The organism is Kushneria sp. Sum13 (assembly GCF_052692355.1).
On the sequence record NZ_CP199847.1, the window covers coordinates 3,207,006 to 3,231,504 of the forward strand.

The window sequence follows — 24,499 nt, forward strand, 5'->3', positions numbered from 1 at the left end:
CTGGCCCGCCGTTTTTGCGGCTGGCTACCCCATCAACAGCATCCACAGCGGCAGCGTGCCCGCGGCCAGCAGCGTTGACAGGAAAATGCTCGCGCCTACGGTGTGCTGCTCCTCACCGGGTTGGGCAAAGGCCAGCACGTTCACCCCGATCGGCCCGGCGGCCGCCAGCACCAACACATGCAATGCCAGTGGTGACAGCCCCGGCATGAGACTGCCGAGTGCCAGCACCATCAGCGGAAAGATCATGAGCTTGCCAAGACAGACCGCCCAGATGGTCGGCGAGGTGCGCAACTGATAGCGGGTCAGCCCCACGCCGACCACGATCAGCGCACACGGCAGTGCCGCGCGCGCCAGCCAGTCCAGCACCTGCCACAACGGCGCTGGCAGTGTAATCCCCGCGACATTGATCAGCACACCCAGCAACAGCCCCACCACCAGCGGGTTGGCCAGCGTTTTCAGAAGGCTCAACGCGCTGGGACGCTGCTCGCGGCCCTGGCCGAGGGCGGCATACAATGACTGGGTCGAAAAGAGGATCAGGCTGTGCACCGCCAGCAGGGCAAAGAGATAGACCAGCCCCTCCTGGCCGAATAGCGCCGTGACCAGTGGAATGCCGATTAAAACGTTGTTGGAGTAGCTTGCTGACAGCCCAATGGCCGAGGCCTGCCCCGTACGCCGGCGAATATAGAGATTGAAGCCGGCAAACAGCAGCAGCGCCGGAACAAAATAAACCACCAGCAGCAGTGGCGAGAGCGCATCACCCAGCGGGGCGCGCGCAATACCGGTCAGCAGCAGGCAGGGCAGAAACAGGCGAAAGGTGACCCACGAAAGCCCACCGGCGCTGGACGGCGTCAGCCACTGGCGCCAGCCCAGTACATAGCCGAGCACAATCAGCGTAAAGATGGGCAAAATCGCGAGTATGGCAGCCATGGGCGCTCCTGGTGGTCATGGTCCCATGGCGACCTTGTGATTCGATGCGCCCGGGCAGGAGGGCATCATAACGGCCGGGCGACAGCGTGCCTATGCACGAGTCGTGCGGGCCCGCGTCACCAGGTGGCGATCCTGACCAGGCGCGCCCAAAAGTGACAGCCCCCAGGGGGCGTGGCCGCCGCCGGCCCGGTTATCGCTCAACAGCGGCATCGACAGCTGCGGCGCCCCCCAGAGCCCGGCCAGCGCCGTCATGCCCATCAGGTGTTCACGATAGGTCTCAAGCCGACGGCCGGTCAGGCTCAGCAGCGGCGAGGCGCCCGGTGCGGTCGGCAGGGCCAGCAGCTGCGCGCCGTCATCGCTGAACGTGCGCAGCGCATCGACGATCTCTTCACGCGCCCGACGGGCGGCCTGCTCATCAGCGTCGGAGAGCGTGGCACACCACTGAAAGCGCGCCTCGATATCCGGCGCCAGACGCGGCTGTTCGCGCGTCAGCCACGCTCCGTGAACCCGCCAGATGTCACGCCCCTGCAGCACCCGAAAGGTGCGCCCCAGATGCGCCAGCCACTGATCGGACAGCGACTGAACCAGCAGGTCCTGGCGCGCCCCGAGTGCCTGGCGAAAACGTGACACCTCGCCGGCCAGCGCCTCGGGTACCAGCAACGTCATCACACGGTCGGGAGCAGGATCACGGCGCTCGGGCAGCATCGCTCTGGCGACCTTTGCGAGCGTGTCATGATCGCGGCACAGCCAGCCCACCGTATCAAAACATGGCGCCAGCGGGACGAGCCCGTCGCTGCTGATTACGCCGTGCGTGGGGCGCAGTCCCCACAGGCCGTTATAGCTGGCCGGAATGCGAATCGAGCCGCCGGTGTCGGTGCCCAGCCCGATGTCGGCCTCGCCGCGCGCCACGGCGATCGCTGAGCCGGAGCTTGAGCCGCCCGGCAAACGATCGGGCGCCTTCGGATTGACCGGCGTGCCGTAGTGCACGTTGACACCGTTGAGGCTGTAGGCGAACTCATCGGTCTGGGTCTTGCCGACCAGTGCCGCCCCGGCGTTTAAAAGGGTCTGCACGCTCGGTGCGGTGTGGCGAGCCGGACACTGAGTGGCGGCCCAGTCGGGATTGCCCGCCCCGGTCACCTCGCCTTTGATATCAAAAAGATCCTTCACCGCCATACGCTGGCCGGCCAGCGGGCCACTCCCCATGATCGTGGTGCCTTTTTCGGGGCGGCCCTTGACCCAGACACTGCGATCCACACGCTCGATGACGTCACTCATGTGCACTCCTTCGCCCGGCCGGCGCGGTTGAGATATCCATGAGGTCATTGCAACCTTCGTGCCAGCTCGACACAGACCCTGCCTGCAAGGGACGTCAGCGCCTCATCGCGACCCCTGTGTCAGGCCATACACGCTGACAAACTGCACGCCCCGGGTGCATCCGGCGCCCTGTACGCACCGGTGGAACGCAAAAAAGGCGGCCCGAGGGCCGCCTTTGATAAACATCTCGGGGTGTTCAAGCCAGCTCATCCAGTCCCGAATAGGCGTCGCTGATGGCATCGATGCGCGCCCGCCCCTCGCCCAGGCGCTTGTGCAACAGCGCGTTGGCCAGCAGGTTGATCAGGCTCATCACCGAGGTGTAGCTGTCAAAGGCGGAGACACTGTCCAGCGGGCACTCCAGCTGCCAGGTGGGCGAAGTCCCGGTCGCCGCCAGGGTCGGATCACCGATCAAAAGCGTGTCCAGACCGCTGACGCGCAGCTGCTCGAGCAGCTGCGAGAAACCGTGTGCCCGGCGGCGAAATCCCATGACGATGGCCAGCGTGCCCTTCGCCACGCCGGTCAGCTCCTCACCCAGCGACTGACCGGGCAGCGGCGCCAGTCGGACACCGGGGCGCACCTGCATCAGCTGCTGACGCAAATGCAAAGCCGGCGGGTAGCCATTGCGATAGCCAATGATGAGCACCTCAGGGGCGCGGTCCAGCGCCTCGATCAGGGCATCGAAGGTCTCGGCGTCGATGGCGGCCAGCATCTGATGGAGATTGTCGCGCTCACGCTCGAAGTGGCGCTGAAAGCGCTCCAGCCCGCTGCCCAGCGCTTTTGAGTCGGTGACCAGTGGCACGCCGTGGTAGCGCAGTTCACGGGCGTGCTGGCGCACCTCGCTGAAACTTGCAAAACCCAGCCGCCGAAAGAGCCGGCTGACCGTGGCCTTGGAGACCCCGGAGAGTCTGGCCAGATCGGCGCCGCTGTAGACGGCAATATCATCGAAGTGATCGAGGATGAACCCCGCCACTTTTTGCTCGTTGGGCGTGAGCTGATCAAACTGCTGACGCAGTCGCTGGCCCAGATGCTGATCCATGGTATTCCCGAAGATGCACGGTGTTTCAAAAAAGAGGATGCGGCGTCACGACCCGGACAGCATGCCGCCCGGGGCGCTTTTGATGACTAACCTGTCAGTGATGAAAACTGTCAGGCCACCAGCGCCGAGACGGCGCGACTCATGGCATTGAGGGCGTCATCCACGTCGCGCGCCTGAACGGACTCATCCGGATGGTGGCTGATGCCGCGATCACAGCGCACAAACAGCATACCGATGTCACAGATGTCGGCCATGGCCATGCCGTCGTGTCCAGCGCCGCTGGCAAGGCGCATGACCGCACCGCTGTCGGTACCAAGGGTCGTGTCGATGGCCCGGGTCAGCGCCTCGACAAGTCGCGGCGAGCAGGCCACGGCCGGCGCCGAATGGGTCTCCTGCCAGTGCCAGGCAAGCCCTCGGCCCTCCCCTACGCGATCGCAGCTCTCGCGGATGGCATCAAGAACGCGGTCACGATCTTCATCGCGCTCGGCACGAATGTCGAGCGTCATGCGCACCTCACCAGGAATCACGTTGACCGCCCCGGGGAAGGTTTCCAGCGAGCCGACCGTGGCGACAATCCCTGCCGCGCGCGCCAGCGTCTCAATAGCCACGATCGCCTCGGCGGCGCCGCACAGCGCATCGCGACGCAGCGCCAGCGGCGTGGTGCCGGCGTGGCCGGCCTCGCCCCTGATCGTGATGACAAAGCGACGCGCGCCGGCAATCGCGCTCACCACGCCCAGCGAGCGACGTTCGGCTTCCAGCACCGGCCCCTGCTCGATATGGGCCTCCAGATAGCCGGCGATGCTCTCGGGGGTACGCGCCGCCTCTTCCACGCGCTCGGGATCAAGTCCGAAATCGACAAACGCCTGACGCAGGGTCACGCCATCGCGCCCGACGATGTCCCACCAGGCGCTGTCCCATGTCCCGGCCACCGCGCGGCTGCCCAGAAGTGCGGTACCGAAGCGCGTGCCCTCTTCATCGGCAAAGGCCACGACCTCGACCGTTCGAGCCGGGCGCTGATGGGCGGCGTTGAGCCGGGCGACCACGCCAATGGCCAGCAGCACGCCGAGCGGGCCGTCAAAGCGTCCGGCATTGATCACGCTATCCGAGTGAGAGCCCAGCACCAGCGCCGGCAGGGACGGGTCGCTGCCTTCAAGCCGCCCCCACTGATTACCGGCGCCATCCTGCCAGGTCTGCATGCCGGCACCCTGCATCCAGTGGGCCAGCTGCGCGTTGGCGCGCGCATGTTCCGGCGTCAGGTAGCAGCGCGTGAGCTGACCTTCATCGGCCGAAATGGCCGCCAGCTGGTCGCAGGCGGCAACGATGGCGTCACCATTATGCATGGGCGCTCCCCGGGGCTTTTTGTGGGTTCTGTTGTGGGCTTTGTTGATAGTACTCACGCGCCGCACCGGCTCCGCTGCCGGCCGTGATGCGAACGCCGGCTTGGCGCAGCACTTCCTCAAGCGCGGCCAGGGTGGTCATGACGGTATCGCGGCGGGCGTTGTAGCCCATGGTGCCGATACGCCAGATGCGCCCGTGCAGCGGACCGAAGGAAGTGCCGATCTCGATGGCATAGTCTTCCAGCAGCGTACGACGCAGGACTTCGCCTTCGACGCCGTCAGGAATGTAGATACCGACTACGTTGTTCATGCGGTGGCTCTGATCACCAAAGAGCTCAAGGCCCATCGCCGACAGCCCACTGGTTAACGCACTGCCGTGCAGGGCGTGACGGGCCACGGCCTGGTCCATGCCTTCATTGACCAGCAGACGGGCACATTCACGCGCGCCGTACAGCATGCTGGTGGCTTCGGTATGGTGGTTGAGGCGCGATTCCCCCCAGTAATCGAGAATCATCGACAGATCGAAATAGTTCGAGCGGATACGCACGCCGCGTCCGGTGTCATGGCCATCGCCGACCAGACCGGCCTCAATGTGGGCACGGCCGCGAATGCACTCGACGGCGCGCGGCGACAGCGTGGTCGGCGCGCTGCCGGAGGGGCCGGCCAGACACTTCTGCAGCCCGGCCGTGACCGCATCAAGCTGCCAGGCGTCAGTGTCCAGCACGTTGCCGGCCAGCGAGGCAGTCGCATCGGTGTAAAAGAGCACGTCATGCGCGCGGCAGATGCTGCCGATCTCCTCAAGCGGCTGGCACATGGTGGTGGAGGTATCGCCCTGCACCATGGCGAGCACCTTCGGGTTCACTTCGCGAATGGCGGTCTCGACCTGCTCGGGCGTGAAGACCTCGCCCCACGCCACCTCGATGATGTGCACCTCGGCGCCTGCACGCTCGGCGATCTCGCGCAGCAGATGACCAAAGCGGCCGAACACCGGTACCAGCACCCGGTCCCCCGGCTCGATCAGCGACACCAGTACGGCCTCGATGCCGGCACGCGAGGTGCCATCGATCAACAGCGTGGCGTCATTTTGGGTACGAAAGACGTCGCGATAGAGCGCCTGGGTGTCGTTCATGCAGGCGGTCATGGCCGGGTCATACTGGCCGATCAGCGGGGCGGACATGGCACGCAGCACGCGCGGGTCGGCATTGATTGGACCCGGGCCCATCAAAAGGCGCGTCGGAGGATTGAAGGACTCAAAGGACATGGCAGACCACCTCGTTACGATCGTTTCATCGTGATGCTATAGGAAACCATGGTTGCAAAGCGACCCCCTGGAGCGATTGATTTTTATCATCACGACAGGCACCGCTCCCCGGTAAAAGCCGCCACCCAGTCTTTAACGAAACTTAAGCTAGTAAGATGGTCGTTTTGCAGTCCAGCCGATGCCGCAGTAACTTGGTGTCACCTGACCGGCGACACCGGTCACAAGGAATAACAAGTCATAAAAAAGGAACCTTCCCATGATCAAACGCCAGACCCTTACTGCGATGCTGTCGGCGACCGTCATGACGCTTGGGGCACTCGCTATGTCCGCAACCAGCGTTCAGGCCGGTGAACAGAAATTCATGACCATCGGCACCGGCGGTCAGACCGGTGTCTATTACGTGGTCGGTCAGTCCATCTGTCGCTTCGTCAATCAGGGTGACAGCGGCTATCGCTGCAACGCGCCGTCGACCGGTGCGTCGGTGGCCAACGTCAACGGCATCGAAAACGGCGATCTGGACATGGGGGTTGCCCAGTCCGACGTGCAGTACAACGCCTATCACGGCGAAGGCCAGTTCGAAGGCAAGGCCCATGAGGATCTGCGCTCGGTCTTTGCCATGCACGGCGAACCGCTGACCCTGGTGGCCCGTGCCGATTCCGGCATCAAGACGCTGGACGATCTCAAGGGCAAGCGGGTCAATATCGGCAACCCGGGCTCGGGCAACCGCGCCACCATGGAAGTCGTGATGGCCGCCAAGGGCTGGACCACCAGCGATTTCGCCCTGACCTCGGAGCTTGATAGTGCCGAACAGGCCTCGGCACTGGCGGATAACAACATCGACGCCATGGTCTTTGTCGCCGGTCACCCGAACGGTTCGATCCAGGAAGCGACCACCACGGTCGATGCCCGCATCATCCCGCTCGATGGCGACGTGATCCAGAAGCTGGTCGAGGAACACCCCTACTACAGCTTTTATGAGATTCCCGGCGGCATGTACAAGGGCAACCCGGACAACGTGAAGACCTTCGGTGTTGGTGCCACCATTGTCAGCTCTGAGAAGGTCGACGATGATCTGGTCTATGCCGCGGTCAAATCCGTGTTCGACAACTTCGATCGATTCAAGAAGCTTCACCCCGCCTTTGCAACGCTCGACCCGAAAACCATGGTCACTGAAGGCCTGTCAGCACCGCTGCATGAAGGTGCCAAGCGCTACTATCAGGAAAAGGGCTGGCTCAGCGAGTAAGTCTGGCTGACCCGGGCCTGCGGGATCACGGTCCGGACGTCAGTGTTGACGATGCAACGCCTCCAGCCGGGGGCGTTGTGTCATTTCCGATCCGGGCACTCGTCCCGGAAAGGTCCTGCCGCCAGAGGATGCGGACATGAACACAACTCCCCCTTCGACCGAGCGCCCGGACGTGGACGCCAGGGAACTGGCCGCCGTGGCAGACACCGGTGGACGCAAGTTACAGGGCGTCACCGGACGTCTGTTGCTGATCGTGGCCGTGACCTGGTCCCTGTTTCAGCTCTGGATTACCTCGCCGTTGCCCTACACGCTAGGCTTCGGAGTTTTCAGTGCCACCGAGGCACGCTCGATTCACCTCGCCTTTGCCCTCTTTCTGGCCTTTCTTTCCTGGCCGGCACTCAAGCGCTCACCGACGGATCGCGTACCGGTCACGGACTGGGTCATGGCGGCGGTAGCGGCCTTCTGCGCGCTCTATATCTATCTGTTCTATGCCCAGCTTTCCAATCGCCCCGGCAATCCGATCACCCAGGATGTCATCGTGGGCGTCATGGGGCTGATCCTGCTGCTGGAAGGTACCCGCCGGGCGCTGGGGCCGCCGCTGATGATCGTGGCCCTGGTCTTTCTGGGTTATTCGCTGGCCGGACCGTACATGCCGGGCATGCTGGCCCATCGAGGTGTCAGCTTTGAGGCACTGATCAACCATCAGTGGCTGACCACCCAGGGCGTTTTCGGCATCGCACTGGGCGTGTCCACCAGCTTCGTCTTTTTGTTCGTGCTCTTTGGCGCCCTGCTCGACAAGGCCGGCGCCGGCAATTATTTCATCAAGGTGGCCTTTTCGATGCTGGGCCATTACCGGGGCGGGCCGGCCAAGGCGGCCGTGGTGGCCTCCGGGCTGACCGGGCTGATCTCGGGCTCCTCGATTGCCAATACGGTGACCACCGGCACGTTCACCATTCCGATGATGAAGCGGGTCGGCTTTTCCTCGACCAAGGCCGGCGCCGTTGAAGTCGCCTCCTCGGTCAACGGTCAGATCATGCCGCCGGTCATGGGCGCGGCCGCCTTTTTGATGGTCGAATACGTCGGCATTCCCTATGTCGAGGTCATCAAGCACGCCTTCTTGCCGGCGATGATTTCCTATATTGCGCTGTTCTATATCGTGCATCTTGAGGCGATGAAGGCCGGCATGCAGGGGCTCAAGAGTGCCAATCCGCCGAAGCCGTGGCTTTACAAGCTGCTGGGATTTGCAACCGGTCTGGTGGGCCTGATGGCGCTGAGCGCCGCGGTCTATTACGGGCTCGGGTGGATCAAGCCGATGCTGGGCGAATCCACCCCCTGGGTGGTCTCGATCGCTCTGGTGCTCATCTACGTCGGGCTTTTGAAGCTGGGCGCGCGCTATCCGGAACTTGAAGTCGACACGCCCGAGTCCAACATCACGACCCTGCCGCAGACCCGCCCCACGGTCATGGTCGGGCTGCACTATCTGCTGCCGGTCGTGGTACTGGTCTGGTGTCTGATGGTCGAGCGGCTCTCCCCCGGGCTCTCTGCCTTCTGGGCGACCGTTTTGATGATGGTCATCATGGTGACGCAGCGCCCGCTGAGCGCGCTCTTTCGCGGCCGGCTGGCACTGGGCGAGAACCTGCGCGAGGGCGTTCATGATCTGTGGAGCGGCCTGGTGGACGGTGCCCGCAACATGATCGGCATCGGCATTGCTACCGCCACGGCCGGCATCATCGTCGGGGCGGTCTCGCAGACCGGCGTGGGTCTGGTGCTGGCCGACCTGGTCGAGCATCTCTCCATGGGCAGCCTCTTTTTGATGCTGCTGCTCACCGCTGTATTGAGCCTGATTCTGGGCATGGGCCTGCCGACCACGGCCAACTACATCGTGGTCTCGGCGCTGCTGGCGCCGGTCATCGTGCAGCTCGGTCAGCAGCAGGGGCTGATTGTGCCGTTGATCGCGGTGCATCTGTTCGTGTTTTATTTCGGGATCATGGCCGATGTCACCCCGCCGGTGGGGCTGGCTTCCTTTGCAGCCGCCGCCATTTCAGGTGCCGACCCGATACGTACCGGCTTTCAGGCCTTCTGGTACAGCCTGCGCACGGCCGCGCTGCCGTTTCTGTTCATCTTCAATACCGACCTTTTGCTGATCAATGTCGATCTCTGGCACGGCATCGTGGTCTTTGTGGTGGCGACCGTGGCGATGCTGGTTTTTGCCGCTGCCACTCAGGGCTGGTTTATCGTGCGCAACCGCTGGCATGAGACCATATTGTTGCTGCTGGTCGCTTTTACTCTTTTCCGCCCCGGCTTCTGGCAGGACATGATCGTGCCACCCTTTGAGGAGATGCCGCCGGCGCAGATTGCCCAGGCCTATGGCGAGCTCGAGGAGGGGCAGTCGATGCGGGTAACGGTCGAGGGCGTCGATGAGTACGGCGCGCCCATGCGCCTTGTCATCGAGGTGCCCGTCGTGGAAGGTGACAATGGCCAGGCCCGACTGGAGAATCTGGGGCTGTCGCTTCGCGAAGATGGTGATACCACACTGGTCGATACGGTCGGCTGGGGCAGCCAGGCCAGTGAGCTGGGGCTGGACATGGATCAGACCATCGTCAGCGTCGAGCTGACTCGTGAGCGTTTTGCCAAGGAGTGGCTGTGGATACCGGCGCTGTTGATACTGGCGCTGATCGTCTATTGCCAGCGCAGGCGCCGAACAAATCACACTGAATCAGCCACGCCACAGGCGGCGTTCTGACCCACTGCGCCGCCCGGAATCGACCCGGGCGGCGCAAAAGGCCCGGCACAGCAGCGGTTTGTCGATATAAAAAGATTTTAAACCGAGCTCAACTTTGTAAAGGCAGGCTGTGGATTAAATTTTGCCAAGCGCGTTAAATAGGACCAGATTCATACCCTTTTGATTGAGGTGCCCTCATGACCAGTGAACGACCCAAGCGGATCGATGCGACCGATATCTACCACACGACCCGTGCGGTACGACATTGCAGTCTCGACCCTTCCATTCGCTGTCTGGCAGAGCTTCGTACCTCGCAGATCAACGGCGGCTGCGACAACTGTGAAAACCTGCGGGTCAGCGAAGCCGAAGCGCTGGGCATTGATGCCGACAAGCTGCGCGAGCTGGCACGCTGGGCCGATTCCGACCGCTTTACCGCCCGCGAACGTGCAGCCCTTGCCTGGTGTGAATCCTTTACCCATTTTCGTCCGGTCGATGCCAGCACCCGCATGATGGCCATCAATACCTTTTCTCCGCGTGAACTCGCCGACCTGACGCTGGCCATCGAGCTGACCAGCACCATGTCACGCGTGGCACGCCACATGGACAACGACGTCCGCTTCGGTTGATTGATGTGTCCGGCACGAGACGCCGGCATGATTTGATCCAGGTCAGACCTCAAAAATACGATGCTCGTAGCATGGCATGATCACTGCCTGCCACGAGCATCTTCCATGTTGTCACCTGCTCCCCGACCCGCCTTTTCCGATGCGCTTTTCTCGCCGGACCTTGAGCTTCTAAAGCGTCATGACGGCAACGGCCCGCGCTATACGTCCTATCCTCCTGCCACGGCCTTCACCGATCATTTCGGTCCGGAGCAACTGACGCAGGCGCTGGCGCGCAGCAACGCGACCGCGCGGGCGCTGTCGCTTTATGTGCATATCCCCTTTTGCCGACGCATCTGCTTTTACTGCGGCTGCAATCGCATCGCGACCCGCCAGACCAGCATGGCCGAGCCCTATCTGGCCAGACTGACCCGGGAAATGATGCTGATGCGTCGCCATCTCGATGGCGAGCGTGTGGTCGAACAGCTTCACTGGGGCGGCGGCACTCCGACCTTTCTCGATCTGGACCAGATGAGCCGGCTGATGGACCAGCTGGGCGCACATTTCAATCTTTCCACCCATCCCGACCGCGATTTTGCCATCGAGATCGACCCTCGCGAGGCCGACGTTTATACCCTGCGGCATCTGCAGTCACTGGGCTTTAACCGACTGAGTCTTGGCGTACAGGATCTGGACGTGCGCGTGCAAAAGGCGATCAACCGAGTCCAGCCACGCGAGCTGAGTGAAAATCTGATCGATGAGGCGCATCGGCTGGGGTTTCGCTCGCTGAATCTGGACCTGATCTACGGCTTGCCGCATCAGAGCGTGGCAAGTTTTGCCGACACGCTGGATCAGGTGATCGACATGGCGCCGGCACGGCTGTCCATTTTCAACTATGCCCACCTGCCCGAGCGCTTTCTGCCCCAGCGGCGCATCAACAGTGCCGATCTTCCGGACACGGCCACTCGCCTGGCCATCCAGTGCATGACGGTGGAGAAGCTGACGCAGGCGGGCTATGTCCATATCGGCATGGATCACTTTGCCCGACCGGATGACAGTCTGAGCGTGGCACAGCGTGAAGGACAGCTACAGCGCAACTTCCAGGGCTACACCACTCATGCCCGGTGTGACCTGGTGGGCCTGGGCGTGTCGGCCATCAGCCAGGTCGATGATGTCTACGCACAGAACGCCGCACAGCTGGAGACCTGGCAGGCGGCCATCGATAACGGGCAGCTGGCGACCTGCCGCGGCGTACGTCTGAGCGGGGATGACCGGCTGCGCCGCCATGTGATTCATCGTTTGATGTGTGACATGCGTCTGGATTTTGAGGCCATCGAAGCCGACTTTGGCATCAGGGCGTCATACTATTTCGCCAATGTGTTTGAAAGGCTTGCCACCTTTCGGCGAGACGGCCTCATCGAATATGATAAGCACTCGCTTATGGTGACCCCCATGGGAAGACTGTTGATTCGCCAGCTGGCCATGAGCTTCGATACGCATCTTTCGGCCGAACATCGTCAGCAGTTCTCTCGGCTTCTTTAGAAGACCGGGAGGGCTCAACGAGGGCATAACGCCCTCGTTGAGCCCCGGGACACGGGCATGGTTCATCACGACAGCGCCCGGCACACCACTCACACGCACAGGAACATGCCAGGCCAATGAACACCTCTCATCTTCACCAGACGCGCTGTCAGACCTGCTCATTGAGCTCCCTGTGCCTGCCGCTTTCCCTGTCTCTTGACGATGTTGAGCAGTTCGACACGATTGTGCGACGACGCGCGCCGCTGACGCGCGGCGAGACGCTCTACATGCAGGGCGAGGCGTTTGAAAATGTCTACGCCGTACGCAGTGGCAGCCTCAAGCAGACCATCATCGAGGCCGACGGCGAGGAACAGATCACCAGTTTTTATCTGCCCGGCGAGCTGGTCGGTCTGGACAGCATCGACAGCGCCGTCCATCCGGGCTTTCTGACCGCGCTGGAGCGCACCACGGTCTGCGAAATCCCCTTCAAGCGTCTGGAAAGCCTCTCGGAGCATCTGCCGGAGCTTCGCCATCAGCTCTATCGCTGCATGAGCCGCGAAATCGTCGATGATCGCCGCCTGATGCGCCTGTTATCCAGCAAAACGGCCGATGAGCGTCTGGCCAGCTTCTTTCGCAATCTCTCGGTGCGCTTTGATCGTTGTGGCCACAGCGCCGAGCGCTTTCGCCTGCCGATGTCACGCAGCGATATCGGCACCTACCTGGGGCTTGCGATTGAAACCATCAGCCGCGTGCTGGGCCGATTCCAGCAGCAGGGGCTGCTCAATATCCAGGGTCGCCACGTGGAGATTCTGGACATGGCAGCACTGGGCGAGCGCGCCGGTATCGTCGCCCCCTGTTGCAGCCAGCAGCAGCGGGCCTGACGCCTTTGTCCCCTGCCCGTCCTGCAGGCAATAAAAAAACGCCCCGATCATGTCGGAGCGTTTTGCTGTTCCTGTGGCCCTCGACTCAATGCGTGCCGGCCACCGATTCAGGTTCACTAACAACCGAGTCAGGCTCGGCGATCACCGAGTCAGGCTCGGTGACCATCGGCTCGGGTTCAACCCCAACCGATTCAGTCTCACCGATCACACCCTCACCACGCAGTGCCTCGAGAATGACCTCGCGCAGAATGGGCAGATGTGAGCTTTCCAGATCGCGTACGGCACTGACCAGCGTCAGCCGGCGCTGACGTGCCTGATCCAGCAGCGGCTCAAGGTCGCCCGGATTAAGCTCCAGACGATAGCGGCGCTCAAAGGTCGTGCGATCGATTCGCCCGCTTTCCCAGGCATGGCGCAGGCGACGGGAAGGTGCCACGGCGCGATACCACTGCTCGACCGAAAGCTCCTCTTCGCGCTTGCCACGCGGCCAAACCTGATCCACCAGCCAGCGCGCGCCATCCTGCTGGGTCGAGTGCTGATAGACGCGCTTGAGGCGGACATCGCCAATAAGCATATTACCCCCTGAAATCATGTTCCCAGAGCTGAAAGCTCTTCTTCTTTTGAGGTGTCAGCCTGCCAAGAATACACCGGGTGCCAGGTCGTTTCACTCGCCAGGGACGGCTCGGCACAGTCAGCGCTGATCATGATTTCTCATGCCCCATCATCGCATGGGTGACCCCCTGCCCCGACCGCCTGCCAAAATCAGTCGTACTGTTGTGGGCTATCCAGCCACGCAAGGATGGCCCTGGCCACCTCATCAGGGAACTCTTCATGCACCGACAGTCGCCCATGAGACAGGGACACGGTATCGACCCGGGGCAGCGCGCCCATGGCCTGCATTTCAGCGCGAGAGCGCGGTGGCATCTTCTCGCTCATGATCAGGAGCGTGCGAGCACTGGCGCCCCCGAGCGCCGCCACACAGGCCTCACGACTATTGAAGGGGTCCACGGCCCCGGTCACAAAGCGAATTGAGCCATGGCGGGCTCCGGGCGTACGGGCCACGCGACGCTTGGCCGCCAGACGCTCACCCGATAGCCAGTTCGATGCTTCATACACGTGCTCGCCGGCCATGCGCCGTATAAACCAGTTGCTGACGTTGAGACGATAGATGCCCGCACCGATGACCGGGCGATCAAACCAGGCACGCAGATGGCCAAACCAGGGCTTGTGCTCACCGGCCATGGTCGGCAGCGGCCCACGCCAGGTCGGCGCCATCAACACCAGCCGGTCGGCGGCGTCGGGATGCTCCTCAAGATGTCGGATGACCATGCCCGCACCGTGGCCGGCGGCAACGATCATCTCGGGCAGAAAGACGACCTCATCGAGCAGGTGATCGATAAAGGCCGTCAGCATACCCGGTTCGGCCTCCATGAAGGGGCGCGGGCGGTCGCCAAACCCCGGCCAGTCCACCGACACGGTGGTAAAGCGCTCGGCAAGCATGGCCTGCAGGGCGTCCATTTCGTGGCGCGTCGAAATGCTCGACAGCGCCGGCAGCATCAGCACTTCAGGTCCCTGCCCGCGACGGGTTACGCCGACCTCGATGGGCATGCCACCCCACTCCCAGTGAAGCGTCTCTTCTGTCACATCACTATCCATGTCATTACCTCTGATTATCTGACTGCCTTCCGCCATCATGCGCCTATCATGACATGGATCATCACCGCCCATACCGGCATACCGATGCCGACCGATGTCATCAAATTGTCATCACACCGACACAAGCTTGAGCGCCATGATTTGTGGCTCATCGACAGGAACGCGGATATGCAGATGCTGGCGATTTACAGTATCAAGGGAGGGGTGGGCAAGACGGCATCCGCCATCAATCTGGCCGCGCAGGCAAGCCTTGCCGAACAGCGGGTGCTGATCTGGGATCTCGACCCGCAGGCGGCCACCACCTTTTACCTGCGCAACAAGCCCAGAATTCGCGGCGGTGGCGTGGAGAAGCTGATCCAGGGCAAGGCCTCGCTTGAGAAGACCATTCGTGACACCGACATGGCCAATCTTGATCTGCTGCCGGCCAGCCCTGAATCCCGCGAGATGGACATGCTGCTGGAAGGACACAAGGCGAGCCGCCTGCGCAAGGTACTTAAAACGGTCAGCGAGGACTATGACCTGATCATTCTGGATTGCCCGCCAGGCCTTACCACCCTGTCAAAGCAGGTCTTTTCCAGTGTCGATGCCCTGCTGGTGCCGGTCGTCCCGACAATACTGTCGATGAGAACCCTGACCCAGCTGCAGCAGTATCTGGACGATGCGCACATCGCCACTCCAGTGTGGCCCTTTCTGACGCTGGTGGACCGTCGGCGCAAGCTGCATCAGGAGAGCATGACAGGCTTTCGGGAGCAGTGGCCGACGCATCTTTCGGCCAGTATCCCCTATGCCAGCGTGGTCGAGCAGATGGGCAGCCATCAGGCGCCGCTGACGCAGTTTGCCCCGCGTACGGCCGCCGCCGTGGCCTATCGCAATCTATGGGAAGAGATTTCAAAACGCCTGTAGATGGGCGTCTGGAAGGAAAACAGAAACGGCTGAAGGACCACAGGACCGGCTTGAGTTACCGGCCCTGAAGGTACTACGAAGCGTGCGAGGCTAGCGACCGGCACCCCAGATGCTGCCCAGCGAGCTCAGAAGGCTGTTTGATACGCCCTGACCACCGAGATAACTCAGCATGACCGGCGCAAACTGGCTGACCATGCCGGCATCCATGCCCAGCATGCTGAAGGCACTCGAGGTCAGCGACGACGTATTACCGCTATTGCCGTTGCCGCCCATGCCCGAGAGTTTCGACAGCATCGACTGACCGCCGGACAGCGCCTGAGCACTGGAGAGCAGACCATCCACGCCTGGCGCCTGGTTGGAGAGCTGGTTGAACTGACCGCTGCCCAGCTGACTTTTGGCCGCTGCCAGCAGCGCTGCCGACCCGCCAATGGCCTGGGTCTTGCTGACCCCCAGCTGTCCGGTCAGCTGCTCGATGAGCTGTGAGGCCTGACCCAGATTGCTGTCAGTGGTTCCCACGGCAGCGGCCTGCTGCTGACGCGGCGCGTTATCGAGGTTCAAAAACTTCCCGACCTGTGACGAGAGCCCCTGCGAATTCTGCTGCGGTGCAGGCTGCGTCTGCTGACCCTGCGTGTTCTGGTTGTTCATTGCCTCCATGGCCCGATTGACGTCGCCCAGATTGAACGCCAGTGCCGAGGTCGACATGCCGACCATACCCACGCTTGCCAGTACCGCGATTGTCTTTTTCAACGATGCTCTCCTGCAGTGGTCACGCCAGAAACCGGCGCGCCCGAAAATGATCATCTCGATATCCTTGGACAGATACGTGACACCGAGGTTCGGCCAACCCTGGCACAGCCGCCACACTTTTGCCGCAGATAACATACGCTCATCGCCTCCCACTTTTGCTGGAGCTGTCCCATGCGCATGTCTCCCCTGCCACCGCTGAATGCTTTGGTGGCCTTTGAGGCTGCAGTTCGACACATGAGTTTCACCCGCGCCGCCAGTGAATTGAACCTCTCACAGAGCGCCGTGAGCCGACAGATTGTTCATCTTGAGCAGTTTCTGGGCCGCGCCCTGTTTGTTCGAAAGCCACGACAACTGGTACTGACACAGGCCGGAGAAAGCTACGCTCGACACGTACATGCCATTCTCGATGAGTGCGTCCACGCCACAGCCGAGGTCATGAAAAGTGCCGGCGAGAACGAGCTGACGATCGCCTGCACAGCGGGTACTGCCATGTACTGGCTGACGCCACGATTGAGCCAGTTTCGACGTGAGCACTCTCACATCAAGCTACGCCTGATCGTACGAGACGACATTTCCACACTCTCGCCGTTCGAATTCGACCTCGGACTCTATTATCTAAAATCGGGGGTCATGGAGGGTTTTGACACAATGCCTCTGATGTCGGAAGAGGTTTTTCCGGTCTGCTCACCGGACTACCTCGTGGCGTGCCGTGCCCGACACGGTCTGGCAGCCGATGAAGACCTGACACCCGCCATGCTGGCCTGCGAAACCCTGCTGGTGCTTGAGGATGCCCAGAGCCTCTGGATTGCCTGGCCGGACTGGTTTCGCCATCACGGAGTGACCGCTCGACTCTCTCGCAATATCGTTTTCAACCACTATCCGGCGCTGGTCGAGATGGCCATTCTGGGTCAGGGCGTACTGCTGGGATGGCGCCACGTCATCGACAGTCTGATCGATCAGGGGCGGCTACTCCAGGCATCCCCGCACTCGGCCAGTCAGGGCGGCGGCCATGTGCTCCTGACGCCGCAGTCACGTCGCGAAAACCACGCCACCAGGCTTTTCAAGCGGTGGCTCACAGAGAGGACGTCTCTCACAATGAATGCGCACGATGCATGACCCCATGCATTTTTGTCGCTTTTCACTCGGCACTCGCGCTGATTAGCCTCAAGGCACATCTCAATTGCCAAAATTCAATAATCACAAGAGAGCCACCATGTCAGATGTCACCTCGTTTCTGCTATGCAACGCCCGTTTGGTCGATGGCACCTCCCCAACGCCACGGGAAAACGTCAGCGTTCTGATCGAAAACGATCGCATCACCCAGGTTTCCGAATCCGCCATCGAGGCGCCCAATGCCACCCGACTGGATCTGGCAGGGCGCACGCTGATGCCTGGATTGATCGACTGTCACGTGCATGTGGTTGCCACCACGGCGGATCTGGGCGCCAACGCCCAGCTCCCTGATTCACTGATCACCGCACGCTCAACCCGCATCATGCGCGACATGCTGATGCGTGGCTTTACAACCGTGCGCGATGTGGGCGGCGCGGATCGTGGTCTACAGCAAGCCGTCGCCGAAGGTTATTTTGAGGGCCCTGAGGTTGTCATTTGCGGCAAGGCACTGTCACAGACCGGCGGGCATACCGACTATCGTGGTTTCTACGATGAACGCGATGATCAGTATCAGACTCGTCGGCTGGGCTCTCTGGGCCGCATCTGTGACGGGGTAGATACCGTGCGCCGAGCCACCCGTGAAGAAATCAAGTCGGGAGCCCAGTTCATCAAGGTCATGGCCAATGGCGGCGTCTCCTCCCCCAGTGATCCGATCGACTTTTTGAGCTATTCGGTGGGCGAACTGGAGGCAATCGTGGAGGAAGCCAGCAACGCGCAAACCTACGTCAGCGCTCACCTCTATACCGACGAGGCCATCCGTCGTGCAGTGCTGGCCGGCATCCGATCGCTGGAGCACTGCAACCTGATCACCCTGGAGACAGCACGCCTGGCAGCCGAGAAGGGCGCCATGGCCTGCCCGACACTGGTCACCTACGAAATGCTCAAACAGGAAGGTGCACAGTACGGACTCAAGCCCGACTCTGTTGCCAAGGTTGATGACGTTCGCCTGGCAGGCCTTGAAAGCCTGAAAATCATGCGTGAGGCCGGTCTGACCATGGCCTATGGAAGCGACCTGCTCGGTGAAATGCACCGCCATCAGTCCGAAGAATTTGTTATACGCACACGCGTGTTGCCCCCACACGAAGTCATTCGCAGTGCCACCCTGGATGCTGCTCGCCTGCTGTGCCGCGAAGGTGACATTGGCTGCATCGCGGCAGGCGCCCGCGCCGACCTGATCGTGGTCGATGGCAATCCGCTGGAAGACATGAGCCTTCTGACCGGCCAGGGCGCCCACATACCGCTGATCATGCAGGCAGGGCGACTCATCAAACACCAGCTTCAATAAGTCTGAAGCCTCCGGTATTACCCCGGAGGCTCTGGCGTCCCCGCCAACAACGACATGACCGCCTGATAACAACCACAAAGGGAGAACAGGCCATGCACGCACTGTACGTCATGGGCTATATCGTGCTGATGCTCCTCATCGGCCTCTATTTTTCGCGACGCAAGGTACATGATGACAGCGACTTCATCGTCGCTGGTCGCTCGCTGTCTACCATGGTACTCACGGCAACACTTCTGGCCACCTTTGTTGGCTCTGGCTCGATCGTGGGCGGTGCCAGCTTTGTCTTCCAGTATGGGCCGGGCGCCGCCATTTTCTTTTTTGCCGGTATTCCGGTCGCAGCACTGGTGATCTACTTTCTGCTGGCTTCAAAAATGCGACGTAGCGAAGCCACTACCATCCCCGGGCTGATCGAGGCACGATTTGGGCCAACGGCGCGAACGCTGGCCTCATTGATCATCCTGCTCGCCTATGTGGGCATCGTGTCCTATCAGTTCACCGGCGCAGGCCAGGCACTCAATCTCGCCTTCGGCCTGCCGGTCTGGCAGGGTGTGCTGATTTCGGCAGCCGTCATGATCGGTCTTGCCACCATGGGCGGTCTGGTGTCGGTCGCCTATACCGACTATCTGAGTGCGGTGATCATACTCGTCAGCATGTTAATGGCCGTACCGCTTGTGCTCACACCGCTGGGCGGGCTCGATGGGCTTTATAACGCTCTGCCAGAAGTACAACAGTCATTGCTGGGCGGTCTATCTCCCTGGCAGGCGATGGGCTATTTCCTGCCGCTGTTCTTGCTGATTCTGGGCGATCAGAATCTTTTTCAGCGTTTTGCTGCTGCACGTGACCCTGCCACAGCGCGCAAGGCTGCCATGGGACTGGTGATCGCCTCCATTGCCTGCACCTCCCTGATCGTACTGCTGGTGTGCGCCACTCGTGTGCTCTATCCCGATATAACGCCGTCCACGTCCATGATGACGCTGGCACAGCAGGGTCTGCCCACCGTCGTTGGCGGCTTTTTGCTGGCCTCGATCGTGGCGTTGCTACTGACCACTGGTAACTCCTATCTGTTATCGGCCTCGGCGAGTCTCACTCAGGACATCCTGGGCGGGCTTTTCAAGATACGTATTGCACCGCATCGGGCATTGCTGGCCAATCGCCTGACAGTGGTTGGCCTGGGCATACTGGCCTGGGTGCTGGGGGCTTTCTTTCCCAGCGTACTGGCCATGCAAATGTACTCCTACGGCATGTATGGCGCCGCCATCACACCGGTTTTTCTGGCTGCACTGCTCTGGCCCCGCGCCACACCAGCAGGTGCCGTCGCAGCCATGGTCGTTGGCGGACTTGTCACGCTTGTCTGGGAAATTGTTCTGGGTAAACCAATGGGCTGGAACAGTGTGCTGGTGGCCATGCCACTCGCAACGCTGACAATGATTTTCATCAGTCTCATGAAGCACCCGGCTCATCTGGCAGGCGCTACAACGACCGGAAATAACGGGTAATGCTCAAACTGTTCATGCGTTTGAAACCCATGACGTCAGGTCATCATGTCAGCCGTCATCGGTCAGGAAATATCGACATGCCTTCTCTGTTTCGTACGCTTTGCACGGCACTTTTGATGGTCACTCTGGCGGCCTGCAGCTATCAACCGGCGCGCATCAACCCGGAGCCGGCCGTGATCATCGGTGATGGTCATCATGGCCACGGCAATGGCAACTTCTGCCCGCCCGGTCAGGCCAAAAAGGGAAACTGCTGACACACGGCGCCTTCGGGCGTCGTTTTTTTATCCTGACCTGAAGGCGATCTTCTCCCCGATCTGTACCAGGCTTCCAGCACAACAGGGAGTCCCTTCATGTCCAGATCTGCCACATCGACACAGCGCTCACCGGGGCGCGTTTCATTTCTGCTGGTCACCTTCGCCTTTTTGATGGCCATGCTGGGCACCACCTTGCCTACCCCGCTTTATCCGATCTATCAGCAACGGATGGACTATTCCCAGATCATCATCACGGTCATCTTTGCGGCCTACGCCGTAGGGGTGATTACCGCCCTGATCGGCTTTGGCAGCTGGTCGGATCAGCTGGGACGACGACGGCTGTTAATCGCAGGCCTGGTGCTGGCGGTGATCAGTGACGTGGTCTTTCTTTCAAGCCCCGAGCTGGTGCCACTCCTGATCGGGCGACTGCTGTCAGGCATGTCCGCCGGAATCTTTACCGGCACGGCGACGGTCGCCGTGATCGAACAGGCGCCGCCCGAGTGGCAAAAGGGTGCAACGCTGACGGCGACGGCCACCAATGTCATGGGGCTGGGCCTTGGGCCACTGGTCGCGGGCGTGCTGGCACAGTACGTGGCCTGGCCTTTGCATCTGCCCTACGCCCTGCACATCGTGCTGTGTGCGCTGGCCATGATGGGCGTCTGGTGGGCACCGGAGACGGTCGAGCGACCCGAGCGCGTACGCCTTCGAATTCAGCGGCTGGGCATCCCGGATGAAGTGCGCGGCGTTTTCGTCCCTGCCGGCATTGCAGGCTTTGCCGGCACTGCCGTATTGGGGCTTTTCACCGCGGCGGCGCCCTCCTTTGTGCAAAAAACACTCGGCATCGACAACCTGGCCATGATTGGCGTGGTGGTCATCACCCTTTTCATCGCCTCTGCACTGGGGCAGGCGGGCATGCGCTTTATTCCCGAGCGCAAGCGCCTGATCGTCGGGTGTCTGATTCTGGCGGTGGGCGTACTGGTGGTGGGCGGCGCGATCGGCGTGGCCTCACTGTGGCTGATGCTCGCCGGGGCGGCCATATCAGGCGCCGGTCAGGGCATCACCCTGCGCTCGGGACTGGGTGAGGTGGTCGGTGCCTCGCCCAAGGATCGCAAGAGCGAGGTGACCTCGACCTACTTTGTGGTGATCTACGTGGCGATCTCTCTGCCCGTCGTCGGGCTGGGCGTCACGGCAGCATTGACCAGCCTGGTGGCTGCCGGCATCGCCTTTTCCGTGATTGTCGCGGCACTGGCGCTGATCGCCATGGGGCTTTTGATCCGGCGTCAGCGCCGCGAAAACTGAGTAAGCAGTGCTACACCAGCAGGGAGAGCCCAAAGGTCCAGAGGCAGGCATAAACCAGCAGCGCCAGGCTAAAGCGCAGTGTCGCGCGCATGATGGCAGACTCCTGACCGACCAGCCCCACTGCACCGGCCGCGATGGCAATCGACTGGGGTGACATCACCTTGGCCATGACGCCGCCAATGGTATTGGCCGCGACCAGAAGGGGCTGACTGGTGCCGATCTGACCGGCCGTGACGGCCTGCAGATGAGCAAACAGGACGTTATTATTGACGACCGAGCCGGTAATGAACACGCCCAGCCAGCCGATGACCGGAGAGATCAGCGGAAAGGCCCGGCCGGCCTCGGCCAGCGCCAGCCCAAGCGTTGAAGATGTGCCCGAGAAGTTGGCCACATAAGCCACCGCCATCACCAGGCATATCGTGGCCAGCGGCCGCCACAGATCACGCATCGCCACCACCAGCTGGCCGGCACCCTGTCGCAGTGACAGGGTTTTCGAGGTGAGCGTGGTCACGATGACAGACAGTAAAATGGCCGTGCCTGCCGCCCCCACCAGCTCTATCTTCCACAGCGCCGGCAAGGCATGAGGGGCCATGGCAATGGGCGGCAGCTCCTGCACCTGCAGGTGAAGTCCCGGAATCGGCAGTTGCAGTACGGTGGCCGCAAGGGGCCCGTCGGTCGCCAACAGGGCCCGAAAGGCCGGCAGACTCCAGACCATGATGATCACGGTAAGAATGTAAAACGGCGACCAGGCCAGCAGTACGGCCTTCAGTGGCCAGCGTTTGGCGCTGACCGCCGGCGCATCGGGCTCCCGATACACATGCTCTGGCCGCCACAAGCGCATGAACAGCGCCAGTGCGCCCATGGAAAGCAGCGGCGGTACGACATCGACCAGCTCAGGGCCCAGCAGCCACAGCACCAGCGCCTGACTGCCCGAAAACAGCACGCCGATCAGCACGACCACAGGCCAGGTCTGTCTCAAACCGCGCCAGCCGTCCAGGATCATCACCAGAAGGGCCGGAATGAACAGCGTGGAAAGCTGCAAAATGGCCATCAGCATCGGCGCCAGCGCGCTTGTGGTCACGCCGCCCTGCTGCGCGCCAACAATGATGGGAATCCCGATTGCTCCGTAGGCACCGGCCGCAGCATTGGCGACCAGACACAGCATGGCCGCCCGAATCGGCTTGAACCCCAGCTCCACCAGCAGCGCGGCACAAATGGCGATCGGCACGCCAAAGCCCGCCACCCCTTCAAGAAAGGCCCCAAAGCAGAAGGCGATCAGCAGAACCTGAATGCGCTGATCCTCAGAGACAGTCGCGATGCTGCCGCGGATGATCTCGAACTTGCCGCTTTTGACGGCCACCCGGTACAGCCACACGGCCATCAACACGATATAGCCGATCGGCCAGAGCCCGTTGGCCACCCCATAAAGGGCCGCCATCACCGCCTTTGACAGGGGCATGTGAAATAACCACAGCGCCATGACCAGCGACAGGCCCAGGGTGATGGCCGCCGCCGTCAAAGCCTTGAGCCGGAGCACGGTCAGCGCCAGCAAAAAGAACACCATGGGGATGGCCGCGGCCAGTGCCGACCATATCGGCTGGTTGAGCGGATCGTAGAGCTGTTGCCACATGAGCAGACCCTCCCGGGGATCAGTAATCAGTACGAGGCCTGCATCAGGGCATTGTCACAGTGGCCGCCACGTTTCAGACAGAGCAGGTTCTGGAAGGTGACCTGAGCGATCTCGCGCAGGGCCTCGACCGTGAAAAAGCCCTGGTGGCCGGTCACCAGCACGTTGGGAAAGGTCATGAGCCGCGAGAACACATCGTCGTCAATGATTTCGGAAGATCGGTCCTGAAAGAACAGTCCGCTCTCCTGCTCGTAGACATCGATGGCCAGCGCCCCGAGCTGGCGCGACTTGAGCGCCTCGATCACGGCGCAGGTATCGATCAGCGCCCCGCGGGAGGTGTTGATCAGCATGGCGCCGGGTTTCATGCGCGCAAGGGACGCCTCATTGATCAGGTGATGGGTGGCATCCGTCAGCGGGCAGTGCAGTGACACGATATCGGCGCGGGCCAGCAGCGTGTCCACATCCACGATCTCGCCGATGTCGGCAAAGGCCGGCGCGGGAAACGGATCACTGCCCAGCACCCGGCACCCCAGCCCCTTGAAGATGCGCGCTGTGGCCAGACCGATACGTCCGGTGCCGACAATGCCGACGGTTTTGCCGTGCATCGTTACGCCCAGCAGGCCATCGAGGGCGAAGTTGCCCTCGCGCACGCGGTTGAAGGCGCGATGGGTATGGCGATTGAGCGTCATGACCAGTGCCAGCGCATGCTCGGCGACGGCCTCGGGCGAATAGGCCGGTACCCGGGCGACGAAAAACCCCAGCCGCTCGGCGGCGTCCAGATCGATGTTGTTGAACCCGGCACAGCGCAGCACGATCGCCCTGACGCCCATGTCGGCCAGCGCCTCGAGCACGGTCTTGTCCAGCACGTCATTGACGAACACACACACGGCGTCACTGCCCTCGGCCAGCGCCGTGGTCTGATGGGTCAGCGTGGCCTTTTGATACACCAGATCGAACGAGGCATGGGCAAAGCCCTCAAGCCGGGTCTCTTCAAAGAAACGTTCATCATAGGGCTGGGCACTATAGAGGGTGACTTTCATGAAACACTCCGCAGGAGGGTGGCGCTCACGGGCAGCCGCCGTTGACGATCGATTGCCTGCGACTTTAGCAGGGGGCGCGCTGGCGGTTTTGATGCAGGGCAAATTGCCGAAAAAAGCCATGACCCGGCCTGCCGGAGACCATGAAACGGCGTAACATGGAGCCCTGCACGGCCCGCTT

21 protein-coding genes are annotated in these 24,499 nt (G+C 61.8%); 11 read left to right on the plus strand and 10 right to left on the minus strand.

All coding sequences use genetic code 11. The annotated features are described in order from the left end of the window. Window positions 1-24 precede the first annotated feature (24 nt). The 5 genes from ACUN8C_RS14865 to ACUN8C_RS14885 form a co-directional block, all read right to left on the minus strand. On the minus strand, window positions 25-927 hold the full coding sequence (locus ACUN8C_RS14865; RefSeq protein WP_445619943.1) for an AEC family transporter: 903 nt from the start codon (window positions 925-927) through the stop codon (window positions 25-27). Window positions 928-1,017: 90 nt separating this feature from the next. Continuing rightward, on the minus strand, window positions 1,018-2,202 hold the full coding sequence (locus ACUN8C_RS14870) for an amidase (RefSeq protein ID WP_445619944.1): 1,185 nt from the start codon (window positions 2,200-2,202) through the stop codon (window positions 1,018-1,020). Window positions 2,203-2,437: 235 nt separating this feature from the next. After that, on the minus strand, window positions 2,438-3,277 hold the full coding sequence (locus tag ACUN8C_RS14875; RefSeq protein WP_445619945.1) for a MurR/RpiR family transcriptional regulator: 840 nt from the start codon (window positions 3,275-3,277) through the stop codon (window positions 2,438-2,440). A gap of 110 nt (window positions 3,278-3,387) precedes the next feature. Continuing rightward, complete coding sequence (locus tag ACUN8C_RS14880) at window positions 3,388-4,617, minus strand: allantoate amidohydrolase (protein WP_445619946.1); 1,230 nt, start codon at window positions 4,615-4,617, stop codon at window positions 3,388-3,390. Further along, entirely contained in the window at window positions 4,610-5,875 is a 1,266-nt protein-coding gene (locus ACUN8C_RS14885; protein ID WP_445619947.1) for a pyridoxal-phosphate-dependent aminotransferase family protein, read from the minus strand. Before ACUN8C_RS14885 ends, ACUN8C_RS14880 begins: the two co-directional genes overlap by 8 nt. Window positions 5,876-6,131: 256 nt before the next feature. On the opposite strand from ACUN8C_RS14885, the gene ACUN8C_RS14890 reads away from it, so the two are divergent. From ACUN8C_RS14890 to fnr, 5 genes are all read left to right on the plus strand, one after another. After that, window positions 6,132-7,118: a TAXI family TRAP transporter solute-binding subunit gene (locus ACUN8C_RS14890; protein WP_445619948.1), complete on the plus strand. Its 987-nt coding sequence runs from the start codon at window positions 6,132-6,134 to the stop codon at window positions 7,116-7,118. Window positions 7,119-7,254: 136 nt separating this feature from the next. Beyond that, window positions 7,255-9,861 carry a TRAP transporter permease gene (locus ACUN8C_RS14895; protein WP_445619949.1) on the plus strand — a complete coding sequence of 869 codons (2,607 nt, stop codon included), beginning with the start codon at window positions 7,255-7,257 and terminating at the stop codon, window positions 9,859-9,861. 176 nt (window positions 9,862-10,037) lie between these two features. Continuing rightward, the gene (locus ACUN8C_RS14900) at window positions 10,038-10,466 is read left to right on the plus strand and encodes a carboxymuconolactone decarboxylase family protein (RefSeq protein WP_108841596.1); all 429 of its coding nucleotides are present in this window, start codon (window positions 10,038-10,040) and stop codon (window positions 10,464-10,466) included. 105 nt (window positions 10,467-10,571) lie between these two features. After that, window positions 10,572-11,984: an oxygen-independent coproporphyrinogen III oxidase gene (hemN, locus tag ACUN8C_RS14905; RefSeq protein ID WP_445619950.1), complete on the plus strand. Its 1,413-nt coding sequence runs from the start codon at window positions 10,572-10,574 to the stop codon at window positions 11,982-11,984. 116 nt (window positions 11,985-12,100) lie between these two features. Next, on the plus strand, window positions 12,101-12,844 hold the full coding sequence (fnr, locus tag ACUN8C_RS14910; protein ID WP_445619951.1) for a fumarate/nitrate reduction transcriptional regulator Fnr: 744 nt from the start codon (window positions 12,101-12,103) through the stop codon (window positions 12,842-12,844). 85 nt (window positions 12,845-12,929) lie between these two features. Here the strand turns inward: fnr and ACUN8C_RS14915 are convergent, their stop codons facing one another. Further along, on the minus strand, window positions 12,930-13,415 hold the full coding sequence (locus tag ACUN8C_RS14915) for a DUF488 domain-containing protein (RefSeq protein WP_445619952.1): 486 nt from the start codon (window positions 13,413-13,415) through the stop codon (window positions 12,930-12,932). A 188-nt stretch (window positions 13,416-13,603) separates the two neighbouring features. After that, on the minus strand, window positions 13,604-14,497 hold the full coding sequence (locus ACUN8C_RS14920) for an alpha/beta fold hydrolase (protein WP_445619953.1): 894 nt from the start codon (window positions 14,495-14,497) through the stop codon (window positions 13,604-13,606). 48 nt (window positions 14,498-14,545) lie between these two features. Here ACUN8C_RS14920 and ACUN8C_RS14925 point away from each other — a divergent pair, with 48 nt between their 5' ends. Continuing rightward, window positions 14,546-15,400 carry a ParA family protein gene (locus tag ACUN8C_RS14925; RefSeq protein ID WP_445619954.1) on the plus strand — a complete coding sequence of 285 codons (855 nt, stop codon included), beginning with the start codon at window positions 14,546-14,548 and terminating at the stop codon, window positions 15,398-15,400. A 90-nt stretch (window positions 15,401-15,490) separates the two neighbouring features. Here the strand turns inward: ACUN8C_RS14925 and ACUN8C_RS14930 are convergent, their stop codons facing one another. After that, a complete protein-coding gene (locus tag ACUN8C_RS14930; RefSeq protein ID WP_445619955.1) occupies window positions 15,491-16,147 on the minus strand; it encodes a DUF2780 domain-containing protein in 657 nt (218 codons plus the stop codon). Window positions 16,148-16,318: 171 nt separating this feature from the next. Between ACUN8C_RS14930 and ACUN8C_RS14935 the strand changes: the two genes are divergently transcribed. The 5 genes from ACUN8C_RS14935 (at window position 16,319) to ACUN8C_RS14955 (ending at window position 21,654) form a co-directional block, all read left to right on the plus strand. Further along, window positions 16,319-17,263 carry a LysR substrate-binding domain-containing protein gene (locus tag ACUN8C_RS14935; RefSeq protein WP_445619956.1) on the plus strand — a complete coding sequence of 315 codons (945 nt, stop codon included), beginning with the start codon at window positions 16,319-16,321 and terminating at the stop codon, window positions 17,261-17,263. 97 nt (window positions 17,264-17,360) lie between these two features. After that, window positions 17,361-18,605: an amidohydrolase family protein gene (locus ACUN8C_RS14940; protein WP_445619957.1), complete on the plus strand. Its 1,245-nt coding sequence runs from the start codon at window positions 17,361-17,363 to the stop codon at window positions 18,603-18,605. A gap of 92 nt (window positions 18,606-18,697) precedes the next feature. Further along, window positions 18,698-20,101 (plus strand): sodium:solute symporter family protein, encoded by a 1,404-nt coding sequence (locus ACUN8C_RS14945; protein WP_445619958.1) that lies wholly within the window; start codon window positions 18,698-18,700, stop codon window positions 20,099-20,101. A gap of 77 nt (window positions 20,102-20,178) precedes the next feature. Beyond that, window positions 20,179-20,355, plus strand: coding sequence for a hypothetical protein (locus tag ACUN8C_RS14950; protein WP_165814140.1), 177 nt, complete (start codon window positions 20,179-20,181; stop codon window positions 20,353-20,355). 96 nt (window positions 20,356-20,451) lie between these two features. Beyond that, window positions 20,452-21,654, plus strand: a complete 1,203-nt coding sequence (locus ACUN8C_RS14955; protein WP_445619959.1) for an MFS transporter — start codon at window positions 20,452-20,454, stop codon at window positions 21,652-21,654. A 10-nt stretch (window positions 21,655-21,664) separates the two neighbouring features. Here ACUN8C_RS14955 and ACUN8C_RS14960 read toward each other — a convergent pair whose 3' ends face one another. Next, entirely contained in the window at window positions 21,665-23,284 is a 1,620-nt protein-coding gene (locus ACUN8C_RS14960; RefSeq protein ID WP_445619960.1) for an L-lactate permease, read from the minus strand. A 26-nt stretch (window positions 23,285-23,310) separates the two neighbouring features. Further along, window positions 23,311-24,321: a 2-hydroxyacid dehydrogenase gene (locus ACUN8C_RS14965; RefSeq protein ID WP_445619961.1), complete on the minus strand. Its 1,011-nt coding sequence runs from the start codon at window positions 24,319-24,321 to the stop codon at window positions 23,311-23,313. Window positions 24,322-24,499 lie beyond the last annotated feature (178 nt).